At 60.8% G+C, this 20,929-nt stretch carries 16 protein-coding genes; 10 read left to right on the top strand and 6 right to left on the bottom strand.

What is annotated here, in order from left to right:
- Positions 1-5: 5 nt before the first annotated feature.
- Positions 6-446 carry a universal stress protein gene (locus HFK74_RS20060; RefSeq protein WP_008057932.1) on the bottom strand — a complete coding sequence of 147 codons (441 nt, stop codon included), beginning with the start codon at positions 444-446 and terminating at the stop codon, positions 6-8.
- 104 nt (positions 447-550) lie between these two features.
- On the opposite strand from HFK74_RS20060, the gene HFK74_RS20055 reads away from it, so the two are divergent.
- The 7 genes from HFK74_RS20055 (at position 551) to HFK74_RS20025 (ending at position 9,738) form a co-directional block, all read left to right on the top strand.
- The gene (locus HFK74_RS20055; protein ID WP_180204998.1) at positions 551-988 is read left to right on the top strand and encodes a hypothetical protein; all 438 of its coding nucleotides are present in this window, start codon (positions 551-553) and stop codon (positions 986-988) included.
- A 612-nt stretch (positions 989-1,600) separates the two neighbouring features.
- Positions 1,601-3,748 carry a fatty acid oxidation complex subunit alpha FadB gene (gene fadB, locus HFK74_RS20050; protein WP_180204997.1) on the top strand — a complete coding sequence of 716 codons (2,148 nt, stop codon included), beginning with the start codon at positions 1,601-1,603 and terminating at the stop codon, positions 3,746-3,748.
- Positions 3,749-3,780: 32 nt separating this feature from the next.
- A complete protein-coding gene (gene fadA / locus HFK74_RS20045; RefSeq protein ID WP_180204996.1) occupies positions 3,781-4,956 on the top strand; it encodes an acetyl-CoA C-acyltransferase FadA in 1,176 nt (391 codons plus the stop codon).
- Between the two features lie 98 nt (positions 4,957-5,054).
- Complete coding sequence (locus tag HFK74_RS20040; RefSeq protein ID WP_020800559.1) at positions 5,055-5,291, top strand: DUF1653 domain-containing protein; 237 nt, start codon at positions 5,055-5,057, stop codon at positions 5,289-5,291.
- Positions 5,292-5,405: 114 nt separating this feature from the next.
- The gene (topA, locus tag HFK74_RS20035) at positions 5,406-8,033 is read left to right on the top strand and encodes a type I DNA topoisomerase (RefSeq protein ID WP_180204995.1); all 2,628 of its coding nucleotides are present in this window, start codon (positions 5,406-5,408) and stop codon (positions 8,031-8,033) included.
- An 803-nt stretch (positions 8,034-8,836) separates the two neighbouring features.
- Positions 8,837-9,361 (top strand): DUF6586 family protein, encoded by a 525-nt coding sequence (locus HFK74_RS20030; protein ID WP_180204994.1) that lies wholly within the window; start codon positions 8,837-8,839, stop codon positions 9,359-9,361.
- A 143-nt stretch (positions 9,362-9,504) separates the two neighbouring features.
- A complete protein-coding gene (locus tag HFK74_RS20025) occupies positions 9,505-9,738 on the top strand; it encodes a hypothetical protein (protein WP_008064452.1) in 234 nt (77 codons plus the stop codon).
- A gap of 83 nt (positions 9,739-9,821) precedes the next feature.
- Here HFK74_RS20025 and sulA read toward each other — a convergent pair whose 3' ends face one another.
- A complete protein-coding gene (gene sulA / locus HFK74_RS20020; protein ID WP_180204993.1) occupies positions 9,822-10,295 on the bottom strand; it encodes an SOS-induced cell division inhibitor SulA in 474 nt (157 codons plus the stop codon).
- Positions 10,296-10,306: 11 nt separating this feature from the next.
- Positions 10,307-10,915, bottom strand: a complete 609-nt coding sequence (gene lexA, locus HFK74_RS20015) for a transcriptional repressor LexA (protein WP_008064450.1) — start codon at positions 10,913-10,915, stop codon at positions 10,307-10,309.
- 229 nt (positions 10,916-11,144) lie between these two features.
- Here lexA and HFK74_RS20010 point away from each other — a divergent pair, with 229 nt between their 5' ends.
- The 3 genes from HFK74_RS20010 to HFK74_RS20000 all read left to right on the top strand — a co-directional run bounded on the left by HFK74_RS20010 (position 11,145) and on the right by HFK74_RS20000 (position 13,770).
- On the top strand, positions 11,145-11,852 hold the full coding sequence (locus tag HFK74_RS20010; RefSeq protein ID WP_008064449.1) for a TetR/AcrR family transcriptional regulator: 708 nt from the start codon (positions 11,145-11,147) through the stop codon (positions 11,850-11,852).
- Between the two features lie 158 nt (positions 11,853-12,010).
- On the top strand, positions 12,011-13,021 hold the full coding sequence (gene nagZ / locus HFK74_RS20005) for a beta-N-acetylhexosaminidase (RefSeq protein WP_180204992.1): 1,011 nt from the start codon (positions 12,011-12,013) through the stop codon (positions 13,019-13,021).
- Between the two features lie 11 nt (positions 13,022-13,032).
- Complete coding sequence (locus HFK74_RS20000) at positions 13,033-13,770, top strand: S-methyl-5'-thioinosine phosphorylase (RefSeq protein WP_180204991.1); 738 nt, start codon at positions 13,033-13,035, stop codon at positions 13,768-13,770.
- 141 nt (positions 13,771-13,911) lie between these two features.
- Here HFK74_RS20000 and HFK74_RS19995 read toward each other — a convergent pair whose 3' ends face one another.
- From HFK74_RS19995 to mfd, 3 genes are read right to left on the bottom strand one after another with little or no spacing between them, the layout of a single operon-like run.
- Positions 13,912-16,605, bottom strand: coding sequence for a DEAD/DEAH box helicase (locus HFK74_RS19995; RefSeq protein WP_180204990.1), 2,694 nt, complete (start codon positions 16,603-16,605; stop codon positions 13,912-13,914).
- Between the two features lie 11 nt (positions 16,606-16,616).
- Complete coding sequence (locus HFK74_RS19990) at positions 16,617-17,183, bottom strand: CsiV family protein (RefSeq protein ID WP_180204989.1); 567 nt, start codon at positions 17,181-17,183, stop codon at positions 16,617-16,619.
- Positions 17,184-17,193: 10 nt separating this feature from the next.
- A complete protein-coding gene (gene mfd / locus HFK74_RS19985; protein ID WP_180204988.1) occupies positions 17,194-20,643 on the bottom strand; it encodes a transcription-repair coupling factor in 3,450 nt (1,149 codons plus the stop codon).
- Positions 20,644-20,929: the final 286 nt, after the last annotated feature.

The following is a 20,929-nucleotide window of genomic DNA, read 5'->3' as shown; positions in this document are numbered from 1 at the left end:
GGCTATCAGCTTTTGCTTTGCAGGCGCACTGCAAGCACATCGCAAGGCGCGCCGTGCAGGACGTCGTTGGCGGTGGAGCCCAGCAGCAGTGCCAGGCCATGGCGGCCGTGACTGCCGACCACGATCATGTCGCACCCTTGCTCCTTGGCCAGGTGGTGAATTTCCTGGCGTGGCTGGCCGTAGGTCAGGTGGCTGTATTCCCTGGAGAGCTCAGGGTATTTCAAGATCAGGCGATCGAGTCGCTCCTTGGCCTGGTCGAACTGCTGTTGTTGCAGTTGTGACAGGTCCATTGGCACATCGCCACCAAAGGCCATGGCCATCGGCTCGACGATATGCACCAGGGACAACTTCGCCCCATTGCTCACCGCCAGCTCGCGAGCACGGTGGATGACAGGGTCGCACTCTTCGGTCAGATCTACAGCGACCAGAATATGGTTGTAGGGCATGAGGTGCTCCTCCTGAGGATTGCAATATTGGTAAGTATGGCTGGTTTCAAGCGCATTGGCTCCAAAGTGACTCAATGCGCTCATCAAGAATCGGGAGTACAGATATGACGGTCTGGATAGTGGTGTCAATCCTGCTGGTGGTGTTGAGCCCCTTGGCATGGCTGCGACCCTCGCGCCATCAGAGCGGGCGCATGGCCCTGCGCATGGAGGCGCGACGCATTGGCCTGGCCATGCAGCTGGCGCCTCAGGAGTGGCCGCACTGGCTCAGCCAGGAGCCGCCAAACCCTTGTGCGCAGTACCATCGACCACGCCGGGGCAACCAACCGGCGTGCTGGAGTTACTGGCAAAAATCACCGGGTGTGTGGGTCAACCAGTGGCAGGAACCCTGCGACGACCCGGCGCTGCTCAATCATTTCGAAAAGTTGCCGGACAATGTCTACAAGGTCGAGGCCGACAGGCAGATGATTACCCTGTATTGGGGTGAGAAGGGCGAAGCGACCGTTTTGCAAAATATCGATGCCACCCTCAAGGCCCTGGCCTGAACCCGATCTTCCTCGCTGAACCCGACCCCCTGTAGGAGCTGGCTTGCCAGCGAAGCTTTTAGCGTCAGTGAGGACGCCTTCGCTGGCAAGCCAGCTCCTACAAGGGCTCGCGGCTTTTTTGCAGGCAATAAAAAGCCCGACAACGTCATCGGGCGGGGTTGGCCAGGCAGGCCGGTAATTCGGTTTGGGCTGATCTTACGCTGGGCATTCGCCAAAAGCGTTCATTTTTTTCCCCAGGTTCCGCCAGCGTAGCCGGTTAAACACCGGCTGCCGCGAATTAGGGCGAATTTTCTAATCATTGATTCTATGAATGTTTGCCAATGCAGCCTCGTGTTGCAGGCCTTCGTCTTACAGAAATGACCGTCAGGTCGCCGCTCAACCCATACTTTGGGCGATTGACAATTGTCGGAATTTCCGTGAAGGTGGCGTACCCAAATCAAACGGGCGTATGAAATGAGCGTTTGTATGACAAACAGCTCCTACAGAATCCCGACTATCGCGTTGGCGGGTGTGCCGGGTGGATAGGCGTAGCATCGACGAGAGACGTCCCTGCCAGCCATCCGCCTGCGTCCGGCGTGTACTGTTCAGCTTCCATATCGTGGAGATCAGTTGATGATTTACGAAGGTAAAGCCATCACGGTTAAGGCTCTTGAAAGTGGCATCGTCGAACTGAAGTTCGACCTCAAGGGTGAGTCCGTCAACAAGTTCAACCGTCTAACCCTGAACGAACTGCGTCAGGCTGTGGACGCCATCAAGGCAGATGCTTCGATCAAGGGTGTGATCGTCAGCAGTGGCAAGGACGTGTTCATCGTCGGTGCCGACATCACCGAATTCGTCGACAACTTCAAGCTGCCGGATGCAGAGCTTGTGGCTGGCAACCTCGAAGCCAACAAGATTTTCAGCGATTTCGAAGACCTCAACGTCCCGACAGTCGCCGCGATCAACGGCATCGCGTTGGGTGGCGGTCTGGAAATGTGCCTGGCAGCGGACTACCGCGTCATGTCGACCAAGGCCAAGATCGGCCTGCCGGAAGTCAAGCTGGGTATCTACCCGGGCTTCGGCGGCACCGTGCGCCTGCCGCGCCTGATCGGTACCGACAACGCCATCGAGTGGATTGCCGCCGGCAAGGAAAACCGTCCTGAAGACGCACTGAAAGTCGGTGCCGTCGATGCCGTGGTTGCTCCTGAGAAACTGCAGGAAGCTGCGCTGGAACTGATCAAGCGCGCCATTTCCGGCGAGTTCGACTACAAGGCCAAGCGCCAGCCGAAGCTTGAAAAACTCAAGCTGAACGCTATCGAGCAAATGATGGCTTTCGAAACCGCCAAGGGTTTCGTGGCCGGCCAGGCTGGCCCGAACTACCCGGCCCCGGTCGAAGCGATCAAGACCATCCAGAAAGCCGCGAACTTCGGTCGTGACAAGGCCCTGGAAATCGAAGCCGCCGGTTTCGTCAAACTGGCCAAGACCGCCGCTGCACAGAGCCTGATCGGCCTGTTCCTGAACGATCAGGAACTGAAGAAAAAAGCCAAGGCCTACGACGAAATCGCCAAGGACGTGAAGCAGGCCGCCGTACTGGGCGCTGGCATCATGGGTGGCGGTATCGCCTATCAGTCGGCGTCCAAAGGCACGCCGATCCTGATGAAGGACATCAACGAGCACGGTATCGAGCAGGGTCTGGCCGAAGCCGCCAAACTGCTGGTTGGCCGCGTTGACAAAGGCCGCATGACCGCCGCGAAAATGGCTGAAGTGCTCAACGGCATTCGTCCGACCCTGTCCTACGGTGATTTCGGTCACGTAGACCTGGTGGTCGAAGCGGTCGTCGAGAACCCGAAGGTCAAGCAAGCCGTACTGGCCGAAGTCGAAGACAAGGTCAAAGAGGACACCATCCTCGCCTCGAACACCTCGACCATTTCCATCAGCTTGCTGGCCAAGGCCCTCAAGCGTCCGGAAAACTTCGTCGGCATGCACTTCTTCAACCCGGTGCACATGATGCCGCTGGTGGAAGTGATCCGTGGCGAGAAGTCCAGCGAACTGGCAGTGGCCACTACCGTTGCCTACGCCAAGAAAATGGGCAAGAACCCGATCGTGGTCAACGACTGCCCGGGCTTTTTGGTCAACCGCGTGCTGTTCCCGTACTTCGGCGGTTTCGCCAAGCTGGTCAGCGCCGGTGTGGACTTCGTGCGTATCGACAAGGTCATGGAAAAATTCGGCTGGCCAATGGGCCCGGCGTACCTGATGGACGTGGTCGGCATCGACACCGGCCACCACGGTCGCGACGTGATGGCTGAAGGCTTCCCGGACCGCATGAAGGACGACACCCGCTCGGCCGTGGACGTGCTCTACGAAGCCAAGCGCCTGGGCCAGAAGAACGGCAAGGGCTTCTACGCCTACGAGACCGACAAGCGCGGCAAGCAGAAGAAAGTCGCCGACCCGTCGGTGCTGGAAGTGCTCAAGCCAATCGTCTTTGAACAGCGCGAAGTCACCGACGAAGACATCATCAACTGGATGATGATCCCGCTGTGCCTGGAAACCGTGCGCTGCCTGGAAGACGGCATTGTCGAAACCGCCGCCGAAGCCGACATGGGCCTGGTCTACGGTATCGGTTTCCCTCCATTCCGTGGCGGTGCGCTGCGCTATATCGATTCGCTCGGTGTGGCAGAGTTCGTTGCCCTGGCTGACCAGTACGCTGATTTGGGCGCGCTGTACCACCCGACCGCAAAACTGCGTGAAATGGCCAAGACTGGCCAACGGTTCTTCGGTTAAGCGTCCCAACTTTTGAGCGAGAGTGAAATTTTATGAGCTTGAATCCAAGAGACGTCGTGATTGTCGACTTCGGTCGTACTCCGATGGGCCGCTCCAAGGGCGGCATGCACCGCAACACCCGCGCCGAAGACATGTCGGCGCACCTGATCAGCAAACTGCTGGAACGCAACGTCAAGGTTGACCCGAGCGAAGTCGAAGACGTGATCTGGGGCTGTGTGAACCAGACCCTGGAGCAGGGCTGGAACATCGCGCGCATGGCGTCGCTGATGACCCAGATCCCGCACACCTCGGCCGGCCAGACCGTCAGCCGCCTGTGTGGCTCGTCGATGAGCGCCCTGCACACCGCTGCGCAAGCGATCATGACCGGCAACGGTGACGTTTTCGTGGTTGGCGGCGTCGAGCATATGGGTCACGTGAGCATGATGCACGGCGTCGATCCGAATCCGCACATGTCGCTGTACGCGGCAAAAGCGTCGGGCATGATGGGCCTGACCGCGGAAATGCTGGGCAAGATGCACGGCATCACCCGTGAGCAGCAGGACGCCTTTGGCGTGCGCTCCCACCAACTCGCCCACAAGGCGACCGTGGAAGGCAAGTTCAAGGACGAAATCATCCCGATGCAGGGCTATGACGAGAACGGTTTCCTGAAAACCTTCGACTACGACGAAACCATTCGTCCGGAAACCACCCTGGAAAGCCTGGCGGCATTGAAGCCTGCTTTCAACCCGAAGGGCGGCACCGTGACAGCCGGTACTTCGTCGCAGATCACCGATGGTGCCTCGTGCATGATCGTGATGTCGGCGCAGCGTGCGCAGGACCTCGGCATCCAGCCCCTGGCGGTGATCCGCTCGATGGCGGTGGCAGGTGTGGACCCGGCGATCATGGGCTATGGTCCAGTACCGGCTACACATAAAGCATTGAAGCGTGCGGGTCTGAGTATCTCCGACATCGACTACTTCGAGCTCAACGAAGCTTTCGCTGCACAGGCCTTGCCGGTGTTGAAAGATCTGAAAGTGCTCGACAAGATGAACGAGAAGGTTAACCTGCACGGCGGCGCGATCGCCCTGGGTCACCCGTTCGGTTGCTCCGGTGCGCGGATTTCCGGCACTTTGCTGAACGTGATGAAGCAGAATGGCGGCAACCTTGGGGTAGCCACCATGTGCATTGGTCTCGGCCAAGGCATCTCCACCGTCTTCGAACGCGTTTAAGCGTTGCGTTGATGGAAGCCGGGGCCAAGTGCCCCGGTTTTTGTTTTTGCGGATTTTTTTATTTTTTATTTCAAACTGATTTGAGTGAGGGCCGAAGCATGCCGATACAACCTGGGCTCTACCAACATTACAAAGGTCCGCAGTACCGTGTGTTCAGTGTCGCACGGCATTCGGAAACCGAGGAAGAAGTGGTCTTCTACCAAGCCCTGTATGGCGATTACGGCTTTTGGGTACGCCCCTTGAGCATGTTCCTGGAATCGGTCGAAGTTGACGGCGAACAGGTGCCACGCTTTGCTTTGGTGCAGGCCGAGCCAAGCCTTTTTAACAAGCCATAAGCTGAGTGCGCGCAGGACCCTGCGCTTGACCTCACCTTGTAGCCACTATATATAGCGGTGCCGCGTCAGGCGCCAACCGCCTTTCACTTCTAGAATTCAGGAATTTTCTGATCCATGGGCAAATCGCTGGTCATTGTGGAATCCCCGGCTAAGGCCAAGACCATCAACAAGTATTTGGGCAACGAATACGTGGTGAAGTCGAGTATCGGCCATATCCGAGACCTGCCCACCAGCGGTTCGGCTAGCGCCAGCAAAGAGCCAGCCGCCAAGCGCGGCAAGGCTGCTGCGGGCGAAGCGCCGGCCTTGTCGCCGAAAGAAAAGGCGCGCAAGCAGCTGGTCGCGCGCATGGGTGTCGATCCCGATCATGGCTGGAAAGCCAAGTACGAGATCCTCCCGGGCAAGGAAAAGGTCATCGAAGAGCTGCGCCGGCTCGCCAAGGATGCTGACACCATCTATCTCGCAACCGACTTGGATCGCGAGGGGGAAGCCATTGCCTGGCACCTGCGCGAAGCCATCGGTGGTGACGACACCCGCTACAAGCGCGTGGTGTTCAACGAAATCACCAAGAAGGCGATCCAGGAAGCCTTCTCCCAGCCAGGCGAGCTGGACATTGATCGTGTCAACGCCCAGCAGGCGCGTCGTTTCCTCGACCGCGTGGTGGGTTACATGGTGTCGCCGCTGCTGTGGGCCAAGATCGCCCGTGGCCTGTCCGCCGGTCGGGTACAGTCGGTTGCCGTGAAGCTGGTGGTGGAGCGTGAACGTGAAATCCGTGCGTTCATCCCGGAAGAGTACTGGGAAGTCCACGCCGACCTCGGCACCGCCAAGGGCGCGACCGTGCGTTTCGACGTCGCTCGCGAGAAAGGCGAAGCCTTCAAGCCGCTGAACGAAGCCCAGGCCATGGCCGCGCTGGAGAAGCTCAAGGCGTCCAGCTACAGCATCGTCAAGCGCGAAGACAAGCCGACCAGCAGCAAGCCGTCGGCACCGTTCATCACGTCCACCCTGCAACAGGCCGCGAGTAACCGCCTGGGCTTTGGCGTGAAGAAAACCATGATGATGGCCCAGCGTCTGTACGAAGCCGGCTACATCACTTACATGCGTACCGACTCGACCAACCTCTCGGCCGATGCCGTGGCGATGGCGCGTACCTATATTGAAGGCGAGTTCGGCAAGAAGTACCTGCCGGAAAACCCAAACGTCTACAGCAGCAAGGAAGGCGCCCAGGAGGCTCACGAAGCGATTCGCCCGTCCGACGCCAACACCGAGCCAAGCAAGCTGTCGGGCATGGAGCGTGATGCAGAGCGGCTGTACGAGCTGATCTGGCGCCAGTTCCTCGCCTGCCAGATGCTGCCGGCGCAGTACCTGTCGACGACCGTCACCGTCGGTGCCGGTGACTTCGAGCTGCGCGCCAAGGGCCGTATCCTGAAGTTCGACGGTTACACCCGGGTCATGCCGCAAATCGCCAAGCCGGGCGATGACGACGTGCTACCGGACATGGCTCAGGGCGACGCGATGAAGCTGATCAAGCTTGATCCGACCCAGCACTTCACCAAGCCGCCGGCGCGTTACTCGGAAGCCAGCCTGGTCAAGGAAATGGAAAAACGTGGCATCGGTCGTCCTTCGACCTACGCCGCGATCATTTCGACCATCCAGGACCGCGGCTACGTGGCGCTGCACAACCGTCGTTTCTATTCGGAAAAGATGGGTGACATCGTCACCGAGCGCTTGTCGGAAAGCTTCTCCAACCTGATGGACTACGGCTTCACCGCCGGCATGGAAGAGCACCTCGATGACGTGGCCCAGGGCGAACGCGACTGGAAAAACGTGCTGGACGAGTTCTATGGTGACTTCAAGAAGAAGCTCGAGGTAGCCGAGAGCCCGGAAAGTGGCATGCGTGCCAACCAGCCGGTGATGACGGACATTCCGTGCACGACCTGTGGCCGTCCGATGCAGATTCGTACTGCATCCACCGGTGTGTTCCTCGGTTGCTCCGGTTACAGCCTGCCGCCGAAAGAGCGCTGCAAGGCGACCGTCAACCTGGTGCCGGGCGATGAAATCGCCGCGGACGACGAGGGTGAATCGGAATCCCTGGTGCTGCGTGGCAAGCACCGTTGCCCGATCTGCAGCACGGCGATGGACGCCTACCTGCTGGACGAGAAGCGCAAGCTGCACATCTGCGGTAACAATCCGGATTGCGACGGCTATGAAATCGAAGAGGGCACCTATCGCATCAAGGGCTATGAAGGTCCGAGCCTGGAATGCGACAAGTGCGGCAGCGAGATGCAGCTCAAGACCGGCCGTTTCGGCAAGTTCTTCGGTTGCACCAACGCCACCTGCAAGAACACCCGCAAACTGCTGAAAAGCGGTGATGCGGCGCCGCCGAAGATGGACCCGGTGAAGATGCCTGAGCTGAAATGCGAAAAGGTCAACGACACCTACATCCTGCGCGACGGTGCGTCGGGCCTGTTCCTGGCCGCCAGCCAGTTCCCGAAAAACCGCGAGACTCGTGCGCCGCTGGTGATGGAGATCATCCCGCACAAGGATGAAATCGATCCGAAGTACCACTTCCTTTGCGAAGCGCCAAAGAAAGATCCGGATGGCCTGCCTGCTGTGATTCGTTACAGCCGCAAGACCAAGGAGCAGTACGTGCAGACGGAAGTCGACGGTAAGCCGACTGGTTGGAAAGCGTTCTACGACGGTGGCAAGTGGAAGGTCGAGGACAAGCGACCGGCTGCGAAGGCGTAAAAGTCGCCAAACCGAAAAAACCGCATGAGAACCTTCGGGGTTTCATGCGGTTTTTTTGTTTGCGATGTCTGTGGGGTGCCGGCTTGCCGGCTTGCCGGCTTGCCGGCGAAGGCGGCCTGACAGCCGACCTGATCGGGAGCCGTACGCGTTCCCCCTGTAGGAGCCAGGCTTGCCGGCGAAGAACGATAATTCGGTGTAACAGACACACCGCAGCGCTTGGTTCGCCGGCAAGCCTGGCTCCTACAGGGGATCAGGTGCAGCAGTAAAAGTCAGGTCGGCTGTCAGGCCGCCTCGCTTTTGTTTTTGATCTGGGGCGCCCCGTTAACCACGCTGGCCGAACGCAGGCATTGCGCAGTGGGTAAACCGGCAGGACGCCGGTTTAGCCGCGCTGGGCCATGGATGGCCCATTGCGGCGACCCACGGAGCAATGCCTTCGTTATGGCATGCCGAGCCCTAGCGAGGCACCGAGTGGTGGGGCAAAGCCTTTTGCTTCCTTTTTGCTGGGCCGGCACTCCGGCGTTTGAAAAAGGGAGTCGCTGTAAGAGCGAAACCATAAGTGGCCGTTACCGCAGGAACGGATATGTACTCAGACAACCATCTCCCACAGGCTTTGACGCGGGGTCGGCCGCCCTGATCGGGAGTCGTGCGCTTTTTTCCAGGGAGCGGTTTCGTTCACAAGGGTGGTGGCGATTTATTGAGTGGGAGTGTCATTCAGGATCAGACAATGCTTGCGGGATAAGGAGTTGATCCACGACACTGTCTGACCTGCGTGAAGCAATTATTTCGTTGTGGAGGCTGCCGTCATGGCCCACGAACTCTATACCCGTACCAACCAGAAGATCTATTTCGCCGGCCTGTCGCTGGAAGCGCTCGCCAAAGCCGAAGAGGGGCGGGCGATGAATTCCCTGGCGCTGATTCAGGCGGGGCGCGAATCGGCGTTGTTTCACTTGTACGGCGCCTTGCTGGGCCTGTGCCACGAGATTGCCGGCTTCTATCGTTTGCCCCAGGCCAATGCCTCCCGGGCCGAATCGTTGCTGACGCGCGAAGTGCTGGAAAGCATCGCTATCCCGGAAATGGCCGAGATGGTCGAGCTGGCCAATAACCCGGAAACCTGGCTGGCCAAGTTGCTGGCTGCCCATGCTGCGTTGTTCCAGCCGCCACGGGCGCCGCACAAGCCTAAAGGCGATGTGACGCAGCCGTTGATCCTGGCGGTAAACCTCGATGAAGAAGAGGCGCCTCAGGAGCTGGGTCGCGAGGAGCTGGAGAGCTGGCGGCAAAACCTGAAAAGCCTGGCCATCCGTTTTCGCGAAGGCTTGAACGAGTGCTGAGGGACTGAACAGCGCAGCGAACGATCTTTGGGGTTGTTTGCTCGGCTGCTGAGTCGTTTATCGCGAGGGTATCTGGTCAAGATCCCGAGCGAAGCCTGGCCGATGCCTATATAATGCTGGCCTTTCGTGGAGAACAGACCTTTATGCCAACGTCCTTTCTAGAAATTGTCGAGTTACCAGACGGCCGAATCGAGCTGCGCAGGGCTGAGGACGAGGGTTCTCTGGTTACTTTGGATTTCTCCGAGGACGCCAAAGCGTTCCTGCAAGGCCAGCACGTAGAAGTCGCCAAGGCGATGTTGAGCGTCGGCGTGCAGATGGCCGGGCGCATGGTTGAAGGCGAATTCGAGAAAGAAGAGGGGCCGCGGGTCCTTCATTGATCTCCGCCTGTCGGTTTTTACCGGCACCGCCTCCAATAGGCTTCTCTATCCTTGCAGAAGCCCTGCGCGTTCAGCGTGCGCCGTTAACCCAGTCGAATATTCAGGCTTTGAGCGTCCCCGGTCCGGGCGGCGCTGATCAGCTGTTGCCGTGAGATTTTGCTCAATGGGTTGAGCCAGCTGACCACCGTGTGGCTGCGGCCAAGGCGAAGGGCCTCGCAAGTCAGTTGCTGGGCACTTTGGGTGCCGCGCGGTTGCAGCAACAGGATGCGCTCGCGATTGAGCCCGGCGTCCCGCAGCCAGGCCTGGGTCAGGCTGGCGGGCGGGGCGATCAGGGTCAGCCAGCGTGCATCCTGGTCCTGGCTGAGTTCCCGCAGGATCGGCGCCAGAAGGTTCAGGCAGTTCCCGGCAGCACCAAGCAGCGACAGTTCACTGAAGACCTCGGGCTCGGCGCTCCAGGGCGACGCGTCCTCCTTCAGGATTGGCGCCAATGGCTGTGCCATGAACGCCTCGAACTGAAGCGGCAGTTGGGCTTGCTGTGATGTGTATGGGAACTGCATAAAGCCTCCTTTTAGCGGCGAATGACGCCGACGCTCAAGCCTTCGATCACCAGTTCCTGATCTTTAAGGTTCACTTCGATAGGGGCAAACTCAGGGTTTTCGGCCAGCAGCCAGACTTTGCTGCCGTCGCGCTTGAAGCGCTTGACGGTGACTTCGTCGCCGATCCGCGCAACCACGATCTGGCCGTTGCGGGCTTCGCGGGTGGTGTGGACGGCCAACAGGTCGCCGTCGAAGATGCCCACATCCTTCATGCTCATGCCGTGTACCCGCAGCAGGTAATCGGCGCGCGGGTGGAAGAACGCAGGGTTGATGTTGCAGGACTCTTCAACGTGTTGTTGGGCGAGGATCGGCGCGCCGGCTGCGACGCGGCCAATGATCGGCAGGCTGGAGTCGTCGGCCTTGGCCTCGAAACCCGGAATGCGAATGCCGCGCGAAGCGCCCGGCGTCATCTCGATCGCGCCCTTGCGGGCCAGCGCCTTGAGGTGTTCTTCCGCCGCGTTGGGCGATTTGAAACCCAGTTCCTGAGCGATTTCCGCGCGGGTCGGCGGGTAGCCGTTGTCTTCGAGGCAACGTTTGATGAAGGCCAGAATCTCGGCTTGGCGTGGCGTCAGCTTTAGCATATTGATCGCTCTGTCTTTTTATACAGTGACTGGGATTATATACAGTGGAACGGTCTTGGCAATGCCCCTTTTTTTGTGCGCCGCCAGACGGTCGCTCAACCGGCTGATGGAAGCTTTGCGGTTGTGTGGTTAAATGCATGACCGACCATTCCCGAAACGAACTGCCAGACTTGACAACGCACGGGCTGAAACGTATGTTTCAAACAAGTGTTTGTCAGGCGGAGTAGCCATGGCCCAGTCGGAAACCGTTGAACGCATTCTCGATGCTGCCGAGCAGTTGTTCGCGGAAAAAGGTTTCGCTGAAACCTCGTTGCGCCTGATCACCAGCAAGGCGGGTGTCAACCTGGCGGCGGTGAACTATCACTTCGGCTCCAAGAAGGCCCTGATCCAGGCCGTCTTCTCGCGTTTCCTGGGGCCGTTCTGCATCAGTCTCGATAAAGAGCTGGAGCGGCGCCAGGCCAGGCCTGAAAACAAGCCTTCCCTCGAGGAACTGCTGGAAATCCTCGTCGAGCAAGCCCTGGTGGTACAGCCGCGCAGCGGCAACGACCTGTCGATTTTCATGCGTTTGCTGGGACTGGCCTTCAGCCAGAGCCAGGGGCATTTGCGCCGTTATCTAGAAGACATGTATGGCAAGGTGTTTCGCCGCTACATGATGCTGGTCAACGAGGCCGCCCCGCGCATCCCGCCGATCGAACTGTTCTGGCGCGTGCACTTCATGCTGGGTGCGGCGGCGTTCAGCATGTCCGGTATCAAGGCCTTGCGCGCCATCGCCGAAACCGACTTCGGGGTCAACACCTCCATCGAGCAGGTCATGCGCCTGATGGTGCCGTTCCTGGCGGCCGGCATGCGTGCCGAATCCGGTGTCACCGACTCGGCCATGGCCACCGCGCAGCTGCGCCCTCGTAGCAAATCGACACCGGTTGCCGCCAAGGTTTAACCGCTCATGGGTGGGCGCGGCAGCTGACATCCGATAAGCTAGCCGCCCATGCCGACTCTCGTTCTGAACCCGTTCCCACTGATGATCGCCGACCTCCCGGGTACAGCCCAGGGCGGCGCATCGTTGCGCACCGGGTTTATCGTTATCAAGGAATTGCTATGACTGCTGGCCTGCAAGGCTCGTTGATGGTGGACGTCGCCGGTACCTGGCTGACGGCTGAAGATCGCCAATTGTTGCGCCAGCCCGAAGTGGGTGGCTTGATCATTTTCGCCCGCAACATCGAACATCCGCGCCAGGTTCGCGAACTGAGCGCGGCGATCCGCGCCATTCGTCCCGACCTGCTGCTGGCAGTGGACCAGGAAGGCGGGCGGGTCCAGCGCCTGCGCCAAGGGTTCGTGCGTCTGCCGGCGATGCGCGCCATTGCCGATAACCCGAACGCCGAATACCTGGCCGAACAGTGCGGCTGGATCATGGCCACCGAGGTGCTGGCCGTTGGCCTGGACCTGAGCTTCGCCCCGGTGCTGGATCTCGATCACCAGCGTAGCGCCGTGGTCGGGACCCGTTCCTTCGAAGCCGATCCGCAGCGTGCCGCGCTGCTGGCCGGTGCTTTCATTCGCGGCATGAACAGCGCGGGCATGGCCGCCACCGGCAAGCACTTTCCTGGCCACGGCTGGGCCGAGGCGGATTCCCACGTGGCGATCCCCAATGACGAGCGCAGCCTCGAGCAGATCCGTGCCCATGACCTGGTGCCCTTCGCCCAATTGAGCAGGCAGCTGGCCGCCGTCATGCCTGCCCACGTTATTTATCCACAGGTCGATGCCCAGCCAGCGGGCTTCTCCCGGCGTTGGCTGCAGGACATCCTGCGGGGCGAGCTGCAATTCGACGGGGTGATTTTCAGCGACGACCTGTCCATGGCCGGTGCCCACGTGGTTGGCGATGCCGCCAGCCGTATCGAAGCGGCGTTGACCGCCGGTTGCGACATGGGCCTGGTGTGCAACGATCGCGCTGCCGCCGAACTGGCCCTGAGCGCCGCCCAGCGTTTGCAGGTCACGCCGTCGGCGCGCATTGCGCGGATGCGCGGCCAGGCGCATGCGAGCACCGAGTACCGCCAGGATCCGCGCTGGCTGGCGGCCGTGGGCGCGCTGAGGGATGCACAGCTTATTGATTAAGGAGGGGCGCCATGACGGTTTACGCGATTATCGGCGGCAGCGGCCTGACCCGGCTGGACGGCCTCCAGATTCGTCAGTCATTGGCGCTGGATACGCCCTACGGTACGCCGTCTGCCGAGGTGCAGGTCGGCGAGTACGCCGGCAGGGACGTGTTGTTTCTCGCGCGACATGGTCATCCGCACCGTTTTGCCCCGCACCGGGTGAATTATCGCGCCAATCTCTGGGCGCTGAAGCAGGCCGGTGCCGAGGCGATTCTGGCGGTCAACGCGGTGGGCGCGATCAGCGGGGCGATGGGCACCGGGCATTTCTGCGTGCCGCATCAGTTGATCGACTACACCAGCGGTCGCGAGCACAGCTACTTTGCCGATGACCTGGAACCGGTCACCCATATCGATTTCAGCTACCCCTACAGCGAATCGCTGCGCCAGCGCCTGATTGCAGCGCTGGCGGCCGAAGGCGTCGGTTTCAGCGATCAGGGGGTGTATGCCTGCACCCAAGGCCCGCGATTGGAAACCGCTGCCGAGATCCTGCGCCTGGAGCGCGACGGGTGCGACATCGTCGGCATGACCGGGATGCCGGAAGCGTCCTTGGCCCGCGAGCTGCAACTGGATTATGCCTGTCTGGCGCTGGTGGTGAATCCGGCGGCGGGCAAGTCGGCCTCGGTGATCAGCATGGCCGAGATCGAGCGGGCGTTGGGGGAGGGGATGGTTAAGGTGAGGTCGATGTTGGCGCGGGTGCTTGCGGGCTAAGCCGGGCGCGGGACCGAGTTGCTTTCTTCGCGGGCAAGCCTCGCTCCTACGGGTCTTGGGTCAATCGCGAGATATGCGATCAACACGAAACTGTAGGAGCGAGGCTTGCCCGCGATAGCGATCTGTCCGGCGCCGCAGTTCTCAACGCTTCTCCAGCTTGTCCGGCAACGGCGCAAACAACGCCTCGATATCATCGCTCTGCAACTTCCAGTCCCCGGCCTGCCGTCCATCCAGCACACCCGCCGCCAGCTCGGATTTCTCCTTCTGCAGGTGCTGGATCTTCTCTTCCACCGTGCCGCGCGCGATCAGCTTGTAGACGAACACCGGCTTTTCCTGGCCGATGCGGTAGGCGCGGTCGGTGGCCTGGTTTTCCGTTGCCGGGTTCCACCAGGGGTCGTAATGAATCACGGTGTCCGCTTCCGTCAGGTTCAGGCCGACACCACCGGCCTTCAGGCTGATGAGAAAGATCTGACGCTTGCCGCTCTGGAATTCCTTCACCGGTGTACGACGGTCACGGGTCTGTCCGGTCAGCAGTGCGTAGGGCACGCCGCGCTTGTTCAGCTCTTCTTCGATCAATGCCAGCATTGAGGTGAACTGCGAAAACAGCAGAATCTTGCGGCCTTCCTCGAACAGCTCTTCGAGCATTTCCATCAGGCTGTCGAGCTTGCCCGAGGTGCTGCCCCTTGTCGGCAGGGGGGCTTCATTGACCAGGCGCAGATCGCAGCACACCTGGCGCAGCTTGAGCAGCGCCTCGAGGATGATGATCTGGCTGCGGGCCACGCCCTTGCGGGTGATTTCGTCGCGGACTTTCTTGTCCATGGCCAGGCGCATGGTTTCGTACAGGTCGCGTTGGGTTTCGTTGAGTTCGACCCAATGGATGATCTCGGTCTTGGGCGGCAACTCGGTCGCCACCTGTTCCTTGGTGCGACGCAGCAGGAAGGGTTTGATACGGCTGTTGAGGTGTTGCAGCCGGACTTCGCTCGCGCGCTTTTCGATGGGAACCCGGTAGTCGCTGTTGAAGCTTTTGACGTCGCCGAGCCAGCCCGGCAGCAGGAAGTGAAACAGCGACCACAGTTCGCCCAGGTGGTTTTCCAGCGGCGTGCCGCTCAGGCACAGGCGCTGGCGGGCGTTGAGCTCGCGGGCGGCCTGGGCGGCCTTGCTGTTGGGGTTCTTGATGTATTGCGCTTCGTCCAGTACCAGCACATGCAATGGCTGCTTCGCCAGGCGTTCGACATCCTTGGGCAGCAACGCATAGGTGGTCAGGATCAGGTCGTAATCGGCCAGGTTGTCGAAATGCTTTTTGCGACTGGCGCCGTACAGCGCCAGCACCTTGAGTTGCGGGGTGAAATGCGCCGCTTCGTCGAGCCAGTTGGGAATCAGGCTGGTGGGCATCACCACCATGCACGGGCGATCGAGGCGACCGGCGTTTTTCTCGGAAAGAACGTGCGCCAGGGTCTGCAGGGTTTTACCCAGGCCCATGTCGTCCGCGAGGATGCCGCCGACTTCCAGCTGGCGCAACGACTGCATCCAGCTCAGGCCTTCGAGCTGATACGGGCGCAGTGTCGCGTTCAAGCCGTCCGGTGCCGTGGCGGTGTAGTCCTTGATGTCGCGCAGGCGTTGGGCAAAGCTGCGAATCTGCTCGCCACCTTCCCAGAGCAGCGGCAGGTCTTCCAGCGAATTGAGGCGCGTGGCGTCGGCCTTGCTCAGGCGCAGCGTGGTTTCGCCAGGTTCTTGCAGATAGAACTCACCAAGGGTCGCCAAAACCGGTTTCAGGCGGCCGAAGGGCAGGGCGACTTGCAAGGGGCCATGCTCGGCGTTCGGCCGGTTGGGAATGTTGACCAGGATCAGCTCGTCGTCACGTCGGCGGGCGAGGCGTTCCGGGTTGAGCAGTTCGGTGTGGGAGCGCATCAGGTTCAACAGGATCGGCAACAGGCTCAACCGCTCGCCATTGACGATGATCCCCAGCTCCAGGTCGAACCAGTCGCGCTCCGGTACCTGTTCGACCGTGGCGTACCAGTCGTCCACGGCGGTCAGGTCGAAGCCGAAGTCCTCGTTGATCTGCAACTCCCAGCCCTGGGTGCGCAACTTCGGCAGTTCATTGAGGGTGAAGGTCAGCCAGGCGCTGTCATTGACCATCTCGAACAGTTCGCCGGCGCTTTCCGGCAGGGCCTTGCTTTGCCGGGTGGCAATCTTGAAGCCGAGGATTCGCAGCTGTTCCCGGTAGGACTGTTCGACGTCCGGGTGGCGTTTTATCCGTAGGGTCTGGGTCTCCTGGCGAATCAGGATGTCGGAATTCTTCTGGCCCGAAACGTACTCATCCAGATAACTGAACGACAGCGCCGCGCGATGCTGGATGTAACGCTGCATCCGCCCGTTGCGCGGCTCGAAGGCGCTGAACTCGATGCTCGCCAGCCACAGGCGCGGTACCGGTTGCACGTTGTCCACCAGTACCTGCGGTGGCGCCTTGGGGCTACGGTTTTCCAGCACTGCCTGGAGTTTTTCCAGGAGTTCGGCGTCTTTGGCGGCGGCGGGGTAGTCGAGGGTTTCCTGGATTTGCAGGAGCACCGCCGCGCAATGTTTGCAGTTGCTGTGCACCGGGCAGGAGCAGATGGCGTCGACCATCAGCAAGGTGCCTTTGGCCGACTCGCGCAGGCGAATGGTCTGACGGTAAACGTTACCGCCAGAGCCTTCGCACGCCGCGGTGATCGTCGCGTCGCCGACCTCGACTATCCTGACGCGGTTCTCCAGTGCATACCGGCGACCGCGCTCCAGGCTTTGTTCCTTGAATCGGCTGACCCAGGAAGGTGCCAGGGGTTTGCTCAGGGTCGCGGACATGGGGGGCTCGATCAGTCCGGGACGACTTCAGGGGCTTCCCGGGGAGCGGGCGCCGTCAGTGAGGTGATCTTGATCAGCAGGCCCAGGTGGCCGTTGTCGAGGAAGTTCAGCTGGCCGTTCTTGGTGTGGCTTTCCTGTTTCAGGCGTTCGCTGGCGGTGACCAGGCCTTCGTCGTTGAACTGGTTGACATAGAAATCGGCGTCTACATCGGTGAAGCGTCCCAGCGTCAGGTTCAGGGTGCCTTCGATCGGGTATTGGCCGAACTGTTCCTTGCCGTCGCTGACCGCCACCTTGACCGCTGTCTCGCCGAGTGTCTGCTGCCACGCCTTGTGCAACAGCACGCTGTATTCATTGCTGGCGGTGAGTTTTTCCACTTCGCTGTTGAGGCTCGGCGTGCGCAGGCTGTCGGGGCTGACGGCTTGCGCGCCGGCGGCCCAGTCTTCCGGCGCGGCGCGGCTGACAATCGCCGGCACAGCATTTTGCCGTACCAGAATCATTTCAATCTGATACAGATCATCGGCAAACACCGAAGGGGCGACCAGGGTTATCAACAAGGTCAGTGAGCGAAACAGGCGCATGCGGCGTCCTTCAAGCAGTTTTCGGGATGAGGCGCTCAAACAGCGCCTCTACAGTATTAAAGCGCTCTTCCGAGCGCTCCATCGGGACTTGGAATTTAAACATCGTGGCCCCTTCGAATTTGTAGCGTTTGGGCTGGCTCTGGATCAACTTGATCAGGGTCAGCGGGTCGACCGGGGTCTGTGTCGCAAACTCGATTCGGCCACCCTGCGGGCCGCCGTCGACTTTCTTGATGCCCAGCAACTCGGCCTGCAATTTCAGCGAGGTGATGCGCATCAGGTTCTTGGTCGGCTCGGGCAACAGGCCGAAACGGTCGATCATCTCCACCTGCAGATCCTTGAGGCCTTCCTCGTCGGTGGCCGAGGCGATGCGCTTGTAGAGGATCAGGCGGGCATGGACGTCCGGCAGGTAGTCTTCGGGAATCAACGCCGGTACGCGCAAGTTGACTTCCGGGCCACCGCCTAGCGGTTGATCGAGGTTGGGTTGTTCGCCCTTGCGGATCGACTTCACCGCGCGCTCGAGCATTTCCATGTACAGGGTGAAGCCGACCGCCTGGATCTGCCCGCTCTGGCCGTCGCCGAGCAATTCGCCAGCGCCGCGGATTTCCAGGTCGTTGGTGGCGAGCACGAAGCCGGCGCCGAGGTCCTGGGTATTGGCGATCGCTTCCAGGCGCTTTTCCGCGTCCGCGGTGATCTGCTGGCGCGGCGGCGTCAGCAGGTACGCATAGGCCTGGTGGTGACTGCGACCGACACGACCACGCAGCTGATGCAATTGTGCCAGGCCGAACTTGTCGGCGCGTTCGATGATGATGGTGTTGGCGCTCGGTACGTCGATGCCGGTCTCGATGATGGTCGAGGCGATCAGCACGTTGAAGCGCTTGTGGTAGAAGTCGCTCATCACCTGTTCGAGCTCGCGCTCGCGCATCTGCCCGTGGCCGATGCCGATCCGCGCTTCCGGCACCAGTTCGGCGAGGTCGGCGGCGCATTTCTCGATGGTCTTGACGTCGTTGTGCAGGTAATAGACCTGGCCGCCACGCAGCAGCTCACGCAACAGGGCTTCCTTGACCGTGCTCTTGTTCTGCTCCATGACAAAGGTGCGCACCGACAGGCGACGGGCTGGCGGCGTGGCGATGATCGACAGGTCGCGCATGCCCGACACGGCCATGTTCAGCGTTCGCGGAATCGGCGTTGCGGTCAGGGTGAGGATGTCAACTTCACTGCGCAGGGCCTTGAGCTGTTCTTTCTGGCGCACACCGAAGCGGTGTTCTTCGTCGATGATCACCAGGCCCAGGTTTTTGATTTTCACATCGTCCGACAGCAGCTTGTGCGTACCGATGACGATGTCGATCTTGCCTTCAGCCAGGTCGGCGACCGCTGCATTCACTTCCTTGGCCGACTTGAAGCGGCTCATCACTTCCACGCTCACCGGCCAGTCGGCGAAGCGGTCGCGGAAGCTGTTGTAGTGTTGCTGGGCGAGCAGGGTGGTGGGTACCAGGATCGCCACCTGGCGACCACCGTGCACCGCAATGAACGCCGCACGCATGGCCACTTCGGTCTTGCCGAAGCCGACGTCGCCGCACACCAGGCGATCCATCGGTTTGGGTGCGAGCATGTCTTCGCGCACCGCTTCGATGGTGGTTTGCTGGTCGGGCGTTTCTTCGAACGGGAAACCGGCGCTGAAGGTGGCGTAATCGGCTTTCGGGTCGGCGAAGGCGTACCCTTCGCGAGCGGCGCGGCGCGCATAGATGTCGAGCAATTCAGCGGCGACGTCGCGCACCTGTTCGGCGGCCTTGCGCTTGGCTTTTTGCCAGGTCTCGGAGCCCAGGCGATGCAGCGGGGCGAGGGCGTCGTCGCTGCCGGTGTAGCGGGCGATCAAGTGCAGGTTGGCCACCGGCACATACAGTTTGGCGCCCTCGGCGTATTCCAGGGCGAGGAATTCGGCGGTCTGGCTGTCGATTTCCAGCGTCGCAAGACCGAGGTAGCGACCGACACCGTGGTCGATGTGCACCACCGGCGCGCCTTCGCGCAGCTCGGTGAGGTTCTTGATGACCGCGTCGTTGTTGGCGTCGGCGCGTTTCTCGCGGCGCCGGCGCTGCATCACGCGCTGGCCGAACAACGGGCTTTCAGCGACCAGCGCCAGGGCCGGATCGTCGAGCACCAGGCCTTCGTCCAGCGGCGCGATGGTGATCGCCAGGCGCTCCTTGCCAGCGACAAAGTCCGGCCAGCTGTCGACGGTTTTCGATCGCAGCTTCAGGCGTTCCAGCAGTTCCAGCAGTACTTCGCGACGGCCCGCGGATTCGGCGGTGAACAGCACGCGCCCGGGGAACTCGTCGAGGAAACTGGAGAGCGCCGCCAGCGGCTGGTTGGCCTTGGCTTCGATGGCCAGGTTCGGCAGTTCCCGCGCGGGGAAGCGTTCGCGGCCGGCACCGGTTTCCACGTCCTGCTGGCTCGCCACCACCCGCGGCCAGTTTTTCAGGCGCGCGAAGCAGTCTTCCACCGGCAGGAACAACTCAGCCGGCGGTAATAAAGGACGGGATGGATCGACGCGCCGCTCTTCATAACGGTTGCGCACGTCGTTCCAGAAGTTTTCCGCGGCCTGTTCGATACCTGGCAGGGAGAACACCTGGGTGTCCTGGGGCAGATAGTCGAACAGCGTCGAGGTTTCTTCGAAGAACAGCGGCAGGTAGTACTCGATGCCGGCAGGGGTAATCCCGCTGTTCAAGTCCTGGAAGATCGGGCAACGTCGGAAGTCGACATCGAAGCGTTCGCGAAAGCGCGCCTTGAAGCGGGTGACGGCTTCCTTCTCCAGCGGGAATTCCTTGGCCGGCAGCAGCTTGACCGAATCGACCTTGTCGATGGAACGCTGGTTTTCCGGGTCGAAGGTGCGCAGGGTTTCGATTTCGTCGTCGAACAGGTCGATCCGGTAAGGCAACTTGCTGCCCATCGGGAACAGGTCGATCAGGGAGCCGCGCACAGTGAATTCGCCGTGCTCGTACACAGTATCGACGTAGCGATAGCCGGTGGCCTCGAGGCGGGTGCGCATTTGCTCGACGTCGAGCTTCTGGCCGACATCCAGCACCAGGCTGCTGCCGAGCAGGAATTTGGTCGGCGCCAGGCGATGCAGGGCTGTGGTGATCGGCACCACCAGCACGCCATGACTCAGCTCCGGCAATCTATATAGAGCGGAGATGCGCTGGGAAATGATGTCCTGGTGCGGCGAGAACAGGTCGTAGGGCAGGGTTTCCCAGTCGGGGAAATGCAGCACGGGCAAATCCGGGGCGAAGAAACTCAGCTCCTGTTCCAGTCGTTCGGCACTTTGGCTGTCGGCTGTGAGCAGCAGGGTAAAGCGCTTGGCAGCGCTGGCGGCCTCGGCGATGGCCAGGCTCAGGGCGGCACCGGGCAGGTTGCCCCAGTGCTGTTTACCTGCCGCGGCAGGGAGAAGCGGTAGACGCAGAACGGGCACGGAAGGTTGAGCTCCAAGCGTTGCGACAAAGTCGGTAATTGTAGCGGTCCCGGGTGCCGGCTGTCAGTCGCTGATGTGTCTATTACGCGGGTAAGGAGAAATGTAGTGGTAAAGACAAAATCGCGGTGTTTTTTACCGGAAATTAGCGATTATGTAGTGGCAAAACCAACCAGTGTTACGGATGGTTACGGACAAGATTGCGCTGTCCCCAAAAAATTGACGATGCTGGAGGCCCCGGTTTCATTGGGCTTCAGCGGGGCGTGATTTTTTTGAAAGGAATTTTGTT

The sequence above is a fragment of the Pseudomonas sp. SbOxS1 genome (assembly GCF_013416725.1).
Lineage (GTDB): Bacteria > Pseudomonadota > Gammaproteobacteria > Pseudomonadales > Pseudomonadaceae > Aquipseudomonas.
The sequence above is the reverse complement of the archived record's forward strand: the minus strand, read 5'-3'. Positions and strand labels throughout refer to the sequence as shown.